We start from the raw sequence: 7747 nt of genomic DNA, 5'->3' as shown, positions 1-7747 counted from the left end.
CGCCGACGTCGCCGAGCGGGTGCGGCTCACGGTCTCGGCCACCGTCGTCGCGCTGCCCGCGGGCAAGGCGACGCGGCTCACCGTCAGCGTCGGCGGCGCGCCGGATGACCCGGCGCGGCCCTTCGCGGAGACCTTCCGCAGCGCCGACGCCTGCCTCTACGAGGCCAAGCGCGCCGGACGCGACCGCGCCATTCTGCCCGTCGCGGCCTGATCGCCGGCGGTCGTCACGTCGCGACGTTGGGGTTGGCTGCGACGAGGGGTTGGGGTTGGCTTGGGGGTTTGTCATCGCAGCCGGGCTTCGGCAGGGCGTAGCGCTGCAGCAGACGCTCCTGGATGATGAGATAGATCTGGCGCAGGCGATGCACATGCAGGTCGTCGCAGATCATGCGCGTCAGATTGGTCAGCGTGTCGTCGTCGAGCCGGCTCTCGCCCCGCCGTTCGCCGGTCTCGGTCCGTCGTTCGACGAAACCGGGAAAGGCGATGTCGCCGACGAGACGCCGCAGTTCGGGGGACGACTTCACGCCGACCCACGCCGCGCTTCCTGGCGCTGTCGCGGGGATCCGCTCATCCGATCCCAGCATGGCGGCCTCCAAGTCGAAGATCGTGCGCACGTGCAGCGCCCGCAGACGGACGAAATTCTCCGGCCCGACCGCCATGCAGAGCTGCGCCTGCGCCACCCAGTCGATGGTCTGGTAGATGCCGAACGGGGTCTCCACGAACAGCATGATCGGGTTGACGGTCGCGAGATTTTGCACGTCGCGGACGCCGAACTCCTCCAGCCGGTCCCGCGTGGCGTAATCGATCCCGTCGAGCACCTCGATCGGCATCGCCTTGACCTGTTTCAGCACCTCCACGTTCTGCTGCTTGAAGTAATACAGCTTGGCGTGCTGGTAGATCGTCAAAAGACCAAGGTCCGGGATCATCCCGAAGGCCAGCGCGACCAGCAGGACGACGCCGCCCCAGAGCTGGGAGCCCAAGGTCGGCAGCGACACGTAGAACACGATCGTCACCAGCACGGCCGTGAACACATGATCGGCGGATCGAAGGAAGGTCAAAGGGTTCAGGTCAAAGGTGGCGACCGCCTGCAGCAGCCGGCGGGTGATGCTGATATAGGCGGCGAGAAAGGCCACCAAAACAACGGCATGGAGACTGAAGACAACCTGCGATGCGCCCTTGTCGATCTTCATGAGCCCCAGCAGCTTCTGCAGAAGGTCGTCGCCCAACGCGTGCGGCGACAGCACCAGCAGGCAGCCCGCCATGAGCGTCACCATCAGCGGCAGCATCGAGAGCAGGAAGCGCCACCACGCAAGATCGCCACGATCGTTCTTTTTTGTCTGCTCAGGAGACATAAAATACTTGTATTTCACGAATTCGAAGGACGGAATGATGTCAATATGCGTCCTATGTCGAGTACTTTCTCCTGTCTTCTCGTCGTATTTGTTCTCGAAGCCGAAGAAATCGGCGAGATCCAGGATGACGCCCTGACGGGACTGCTTGATGTTCTCCCGCAAGGCGTAGACCACCAGCGGCATGACCACCGAAAACACGATGATGACGATCCAGGCGAGCATGCGCGTATCCCCCGCTGCGACCGAGGCCCTCGACCTCAAGCCGAACACAACCATAAGATGAACAATCCGGACATCAATACCGTGAAACGCGTAGGTCCGGCGCTTTGCGGCGGGGGGCTCGGGGGTTAGGCTCCGGCCCGCCCTCGAACCGCCGGACGCCCGCCATGACCACCGATCTGCTCGACGACATCGTGGTGCATCCCGCCCGCCGGCTGACCGGACGGCTCACGGCGGCTCTGGCGGTCTCTGGGGCGGACAGCTTCGAGACCGAGCCGGTGGCGGGGCTCGATCTGACGCTCGAAGGCGTGCCGGGCGACCTTCATGCGGGCTTCACCCGGGCAGCCGGCTCCCGGGAGCCGTGGCACCCCCGCGGGGTGGAGATCCGCTCCGGGCGCCAGCTGTCGATCGTGTCCGAGGAGGAGCTGGCGGAGGTCGCGGCCCGGCTCGGGCTGCCCCGGATCGAGGCCGGCTGGATCGGCGCCAACCTGCTGCTGTCGGGCGTCGCCCGCCTGTCCTTCCTGCCGGCGGGCGCGCGGCTGTTCTTCGACAGCGGCGCCGTCGTGGTGGTGGAGGAGCCGAACGCGCCCTGCCGGGACGCCGGCCGCGCCATCGCCGGCCACACCGGCCGTCCCGGCGACGAGCTGTCCTTCCCCAAGGCCGCGCGCCGTCTTCGGGGGGTCGTCGCGAGCGTGGAGCGCGCCGGCCGGGTCGCCAGCGGCGAAGCGGTGGCGATCCGCGTTCCGGAACAGTGGATTTACTGAGTCTCCCGCGACGGATCGTCTTTGACCTCGGGCGCGCTTGTGTTCCCGCCGGGCGGGTGGTCAACATGCCCGCCGTTCGAAACCACCCTCAGAGGCGAAGATCATGGACGAACTCGTGGCGCGGCTGTCTTCCGCCGCCGGAATCGACGCCGCCAAGGCGACGGCTGCGGTGAAGGCGATCCTGGTGTTTCTGGATCGCGAAGCGCCGGCCGACGCGGTGGGCGAACTGGTGCGCTCGCTGCCGGGCGCCGAGGCGGCGCTGGCCGACGCCAAGGCGTCGCAGGACGGCGAGTCGGGCTTTGGCGGCTTCGGCGCCATGGCGGCCTACCACGCGCTGACCGCGGTCGGCCTCTCGGGCTCCGAGGTGCAGGTCGTGACCAAGGAGCTGCTGGCCCACGCCCGCGAGACCGTGGGCGAAGAGACGGTCGGCCGCATCGTCGGCTCCATTCCCGGCCTCGAAGCCTTCATCTGACGCCCATGCCCTCCCCCGCCCCCTTCGACGCCGCGCGGCTCTATGACCGCGCGGGCGGTCCGCGCGTCATGGGCATCCTGAACGTGACGCCGGACTCGTTTTCCGACGGCGGCCGCTTCGCCGCGGTGGAGAACGCGGTCGATCAGGCCCGGCGGATGGCGGCGGACGGCGCGGACATCATCGACGTGGGCGGGGAATCGACCCGTCCGGGCTTTCAGGCCGTGGACGCGGACGAGGAGATCGCCCGCGTCGTCCCCGCCATCCGGGCGCTGAAGCAGGCGGGGCTGACGACGCCCATCTCCATCGACACCATGAAGGCGAAGGTCGCCGCCGCCGCGCTCGAGGCCGGGGCGGAGATCGTCAACGACGTCTGGGGTTTGCAGTTCGACCCGGACATCGCCCGCGTCGCCGCCGAGCACGGCGCGCCGGTGGTGGTGATGCACCACCGCACCGAGGTGGACCCCGCCCTCGACATCGTCGAGGACATGAAGCGTTTTCTCGGCCGCTCGGTCGAGATCGCGCTGAAGGCGGGCGTGCCCGAGCGGGCGATCGCGCTCGATCCCGGCGTCGGCTTCGGCAAGACGGTGGCGCAGAACCTGATCGCCGTGCGCGAGGTGGGCCAGCTCGCCGCGACGGGCTTCGCGGTTCTGCTGGGCACGTCGCGCAAGTCGCTGATCGGCCACATCATCGAGCGCGCGCCGGCCGAGCGGGTGCACGGCACGGTGGCGACCTCCGTCATCGGCTGGACCAACGGCGCGACGCTGTTCCGCGTCCACGACGTGCGCGAGAACCGGGACGCGCTGCTGGTGACGAAGGCCGTGCTGGAGGCCTGAGCAAGGCTCAGGCGCGCGGCGTCGTTTCAACCCTTTTTCAGCCTCGCCATGACCCGCTTGAAGGCGGCGCGGGCGGCCTTCTGGACGTCGGACAGCTCCGCCTCCAGCACCTTGACGTCGGGCGCGTTGGCGGTGCGGGCCAGAAGCTGCTTCAGCCCCGCCGGCGCGGCCTCGGGATCGAAGGTCTTGCCGACGGCGAGCCGCAGCGCCTGCGTCAGGTCGAGCTGGAGACTGGCCGCGGCGCGCAGCGGCTTGAAATCATCCTCCGCCAGAAGCCCCGCCTCCTTCAGCCGCGACAGCGCCGGCAGCACGGACGTGTGCAGGATCTCCGGCCGCTCGGCGGCGTAGGCCAGCTGCAGCGCCTGGATCACGAACTCCACGTCCACCAGCCCGCCCGGCGCGTGCTTCAGGTTCCAGACGCCGCCGGACGCCTTCTCCCGGTCCAGCAGCGCGCGCATCTCGGCCACGTCCTTCGCCACCTTCGCGGGCGCGCGCTTCGCCTGCAGCACACCGCCCAGCGCCCGGCCCACCTGGCGGCGAAACGCCTTCGGGCCGGCCACCACCCGGGCGCGGGTCAGCGCCATGTGCTCCCAGGTCTCCGCCTCGTCGGCCTGATAGGTCTCGAAGGCGCGCAGCCGCGTCGCGAGCGGCCCCGCCCGGCCCGAGGGCCGCAAGCGCACGTCGGTCTCGTATAGCACGCCCTCGCTGGTCGGCGCCGACAGGGCGGAGACCAGCCGCTGCGTCAGCCGCGCGTAATACTGGCTGGGCGCGATCGGCTTGCGGCCGTCGCTCTCCTGCACGTCGTCCGGGTGCTCGTAGAGCAGGATCAGGTCCACGTCGGAGGCCGCGGTCATCTCCTCGCCGCCGAGCTTGCCGAGCGCCACCACCGCCGCGGCCCCGCCGGGCACCTCGCCATGAACGGCCCGAAGCTCCGCCGTCACCGCGTCGAACAGCGCCGTCACAAGCACGTCGGCGATGCGGGCGAAGGCCGTCCCCGCCTCCGCCGTCTCCGCCGTGCCGCTCGCGATGCGGAGCGCGATCAGCGTGTTCAGCTCCTGCCCCACGATGCGGGCGCGATCAAGCGTGTCCTCGTAGGAGCGCGCGTCGCCGAGCGCATGCGCCACCCGCTCCTCGATCTCGCGCCGGTCCGGCAGATGGCCGAAGAAGGCGGGGTCCAGCAGCGCGTCCAGCACCCGCGGACGACGCGCCAGCGTCTCACCGAGCCGGGGCGCGGCGCCCAGCACGTCGGCGAGAAGCGACAGGATCTGCGGATTGGCGCGGATCAGCGCCAGCAGCGCCACGCCCGCCTGCGTGCGCTCCAGCACCTTGTCGAAGGCGAACAGCGCCTCGTCCGGACGGCCGGACTGGGCGAAGGCGGCGAGCAGCGCCGGCCCAAGCTCGGTCAGCAGCTCGCGGGCGCGCGCGGTGCGCATGGAGGCGTAGCGGCCGTGGTGCCAGCCGCGCACCATGGCCGAGACCGAGGACGGCTCGCGATAGCCGAGCGCCGCGATGGTCTTCAGCGTCTCGGGATCGTCCTGTTCACCGGTGAAGACCAGATTGCCCACCTCGGCCGCAAGCGGCGGCGCGTCCTCGAACAGGCGAGCGTAATGCGCCTGCACCACGCGCAGGCGGCGGGTCAGCGCCTCGCCGAAGGCCTGAGCGGTCTCGAAGCCGGCGAAGCGTGCGAAGGCCTCGAGCTCGTCCGCGCCGTCCGGCAGCGAGTGGGTCTGGGCGTCGTCGCGCATCTGAAGCCGGTGCTCGGCGGAGCGCAGGAAGGCGTAGGCCTCGATCAGCTCGTCGCGGGCCTGCGCCGTGATCCAGCCCGCCTCCACAAGGCGGCCGAGCCCCTCGACGGTCTTGCGCGTGCGCAGGGCCGGATCGCGCCCGCCCGCCACAAGCTGCTGCGTCTGCACGAAGAACTCGATCTCGCGGATGCCGCCGCGCCCGAGCTTGAGGTTGTGGCCCGCCACCGCGATCTCGCCATGGCCCTTGTGGGCGTGGATCTGCCGCTTCATGGCGTGGATGTCGGAGATCGCCGCATGGTCGAGCGACCGGCGCCAGACGAAGGGGCGCAGTTCGCTGAGGAACGCCTCGCCCGCCGCGGCGTCTCCCGCCACCACGCGCGCCTTGATCATGGCGGCGCGCTCCCAGTTCTGGCCCACCGTCTCGTAATAGATCATGGCCGCGTCGCGGGAGAGCGCGACCGGCGTCGCGCCGGGATCGGGGCGGAGCCGCAGGTCGACGCGGGCCACATAACCCTCCGCGGTGCGCTCCTGCAGCAGCTTGGTCAGCGTCTGGGTCACGCGCACGAAGGCCGCGGTGGATTCGGCCGGGTCGGCCACCGGCGCCACCTGCCCGTCGTAGAAGCAGACGAGGTCCACGTCGGAGGAGTAGTTCAGCTCGCCCGCGCCGAGCTTGCCCATGCCGAGCACGAAGAAGCCTGAGCCGGTCTCGGGATCGGAAGGATCGGGCAGCGTCAGCTTGCCGGCGCCGTGCGCCTCGCGCAGAGCGAAGCGGGCGGCGGCGCGGATGGCGGCGTCGGCGAAGGCGGACAGCGCGGCGGTGGCCTCGAACGCGTCCCAGACGAGGCCGAGATCGGCGAGCGCCACCAGCAGCGCCGTCTCGGCGCGGGCGCGCCGCAGCACGGAGGCGAGCGCAGCGCGGTCGGCGTCGCGGGAGGCGGCCTCCACCCGCGCGAGAATGTCATCGTGCGCCTGCGATGGGTCGGTTGCGAGCAGCCGGGCCGCGCGGTCGGGATCGCGCTCGATCAGGCCCCACAGGAAGGGCGAGCCCTCCGCCACCCGCGCCAGCAGTGGATGCGCAAGGTCGAGCGCGGCGAGATCCGGCGCGTCCGCGAGCACCGCGTCGAGCCGGGCGGAGGTCCGCGCCGGCTCCGGGCTGAGCCGCGCCGCAAGCGCGTCAGGGCCGAGCGGCTCAAGGGCCCGGTCAGGCGCGGACAGGTCGCGTGCGGTCATCGGTTCGGTCCTCCCCGCGCCGTTCTAGAGGGCCGGACCGCCGCGACCAAGGTCGCGAAAGGATGAGCCGTCAGCCGGCCCGGTTGTCCTTGCGCGCCTGCGCGGCCTTGGTGCGCTGGGACACGCGGCCGACGGTCGCCGGATGCACCCGCGTCTTGCGGCGCTCGCTGGTCACGGGGCGCATGCCCTTGTCGGCGGTCGGGTCGTTCTCGGGCCGGCGGGTCTTCTGCGCCTGACGCTTCAGGTTGAGCGCCTTGCGGGCCGAGCTTTGCAGGTCCTCGCGGGCCTTCAGCTCGTGGCGGCGGGAGATCTCGCCGTTCAGCCGCTTGATGGCGGCGCCGAACACCGCCTTGCGCCGCGCCGTCTTGCCGGCCTCGCCGGGGAAGCCGCCGCCCCGGCTCTCCGCCGTGCCCTTGGACTGGCGGCGCAGCTGGCGGTGGAAGGTGCGCTCCTTGCCCTGCGCCTCGCGCAGGCGCTTGTTCAGATCGATCAGCTCCTGAAAGCCGATGTCGTAGGCCTTCGGAAAATGGGTCTGGGCGACGAGGTCGAACTCGTCCTTGGAGAGAACCGCGCGCTCGCTCTTCGCGGACTGGGACATGGGCGTCTCCTCATGTTTTTTTGGCCGTTCCACCCCAGCATCTAGGCGGTGGAGCAGCGCGGACGACCCCCGCCCCCGGTCACGCTTTCGCAGGTCGCGGCGTTATCCGGGCAGCCGGTCCGGCCCCGGCGTCAGGCGCTTGCCCGTGCGCGCCTCAAGCTCCAGCAGCAGGGCGGCGTGGTCGAACTCGGCGCCGCCCAGAGCCCCGATCAGGCGCGCGTAGCGGTCGCGCACGTTCTCGGACAGCGGCAGCTCGGCGCCGCTTTCGGCGGCGGCGGCGAGCGCCGTGTCGAGGTCCTTCAGCTGCACCCGCGAGGGCGCGCCGGGCAGGAAATCGCGCTCCACCATGCGCTCACCGTGTTCGGCCAGAACCCGGCTCTCCGCGAAGCCGCCCCGGATCGCCTCGCGCACCGCGGCCGGGTCCGCGCCGCCCGCCGCCGCCAGCAGCAGCGCCTCCGACACCGCGCCGATGGTGACGCCGACGATGACCTGATTGGCGAGCTTGGCGAGCTGGCCCGACCCGCTCGGGCCGACGCG

At 70.9% G+C, this 7747-nt stretch carries 7 protein-coding genes and 1 pseudogene; 4 read left to right on the top strand and 4 right to left on the bottom strand.

What is annotated here, in order from left to right:
* Positions 1-211 (top strand): annotated as a pseudogene (locus tag ACFQ4O_RS12905) (hypothetical protein); the annotation flags it as partial.
* 13 nt (positions 212-224) lie between these two features.
* On the opposite strand, the gene ACFQ4O_RS12900 reads toward ACFQ4O_RS12905, so the two are convergent.
* Positions 225-1571, bottom strand: coding sequence for a hypothetical protein (locus tag ACFQ4O_RS12900; protein WP_378776102.1), 1347 nt, complete (start codon positions 1569-1571; stop codon positions 225-227).
* A 164-nt stretch (positions 1572-1735) separates the two neighbouring features.
* Between ACFQ4O_RS12900 and ACFQ4O_RS12895 the strand changes: the two genes are divergently transcribed.
* The 3 genes from ACFQ4O_RS12895 (at position 1736) to folP (ending at position 3637) form a co-directional block, all read left to right on the top strand.
* Complete coding sequence (locus ACFQ4O_RS12895) at positions 1736-2332, top strand: MOSC domain-containing protein (RefSeq protein ID WP_378776101.1); 597 nt, start codon at positions 1736-1738, stop codon at positions 2330-2332.
* A gap of 103 nt (positions 2333-2435) precedes the next feature.
* Positions 2436-2804, top strand: coding sequence for a hypothetical protein (locus ACFQ4O_RS12890; RefSeq protein WP_378776100.1), 369 nt, complete (start codon positions 2436-2438; stop codon positions 2802-2804).
* A 5-nt stretch (positions 2805-2809) separates the two neighbouring features.
* Positions 2810-3637, top strand: coding sequence for a dihydropteroate synthase (folP, locus tag ACFQ4O_RS12885; RefSeq protein WP_378776099.1), 828 nt, complete (start codon positions 2810-2812; stop codon positions 3635-3637).
* Positions 3638-3663: 26 nt separating this feature from the next.
* Here the strand turns inward: folP and ACFQ4O_RS12880 are convergent, their stop codons facing one another.
* The 3 genes from ACFQ4O_RS12880 to ACFQ4O_RS12870 form a co-directional block, all read right to left on the bottom strand.
* A complete protein-coding gene (locus ACFQ4O_RS12880) occupies positions 3664-6612 on the bottom strand; it encodes a bifunctional [glutamine synthetase] adenylyltransferase/[glutamine synthetase]-adenylyl-L-tyrosine phosphorylase (RefSeq protein WP_378776098.1) in 2949 nt (982 codons plus the stop codon).
* 70 nt (positions 6613-6682) lie between these two features.
* The gene (locus ACFQ4O_RS12875; protein WP_378776097.1) at positions 6683-7210 is read right to left on the bottom strand and encodes a hypothetical protein; all 528 of its coding nucleotides are present in this window, start codon (positions 7208-7210) and stop codon (positions 6683-6685) included.
* 102 nt (positions 7211-7312) lie between these two features.
* The coding region (locus ACFQ4O_RS12870; protein ID WP_378776096.1) for an NAD-binding protein at positions 7313-7747 on the bottom strand (435 nt) is incomplete at its 5' end.

The organism is Methylopila musalis (assembly GCF_042679725.1).
Lineage (GTDB): Bacteria > Pseudomonadota > Alphaproteobacteria > Rhizobiales > Methylopilaceae > Methylopila > Methylopila musalis.
The sequence above is the reverse complement of the archived record's forward strand: the minus strand, read 5'-3'. Positions and strand labels throughout refer to the sequence as shown.

Coding starts and splice junctions, on each gene's coding strand:
- ACFQ4O_RS12900 (WP_378776102.1), bottom strand. CDS start 1,571: ATGCTCGCCTGGATCGTCATCATCGTGTTTTCGGTGGTCATGCCGCTG.
- ACFQ4O_RS12895 (WP_378776101.1), top strand. CDS start 1,736: ATGACCACCGATCTGCTCGACGACATCGTGGTGCATCCCGCCCGCCGG.
- ACFQ4O_RS12890 (WP_378776100.1), top strand. CDS start 2,436: ATGGACGAACTCGTGGCGCGGCTGTCTTCCGCCGCCGGAATCGACGCC.
- folP (WP_378776099.1), top strand. CDS start 2,810: ATGCCCTCCCCCGCCCCCTTCGACGCCGCGCGGCTCTATGACCGCGCG.
- ACFQ4O_RS12880 (WP_378776098.1), bottom strand. CDS start 6,612: ATGACCGCACGCGACCTGTCCGCGCCTGACCGGGCCCTTGAGCCGCTC.
- ACFQ4O_RS12875 (WP_378776097.1), bottom strand. CDS start 7,210: ATGTCCCAGTCCGCGAAGAGCGAGCGCGCGGTTCTCTCCAAGGACGAG.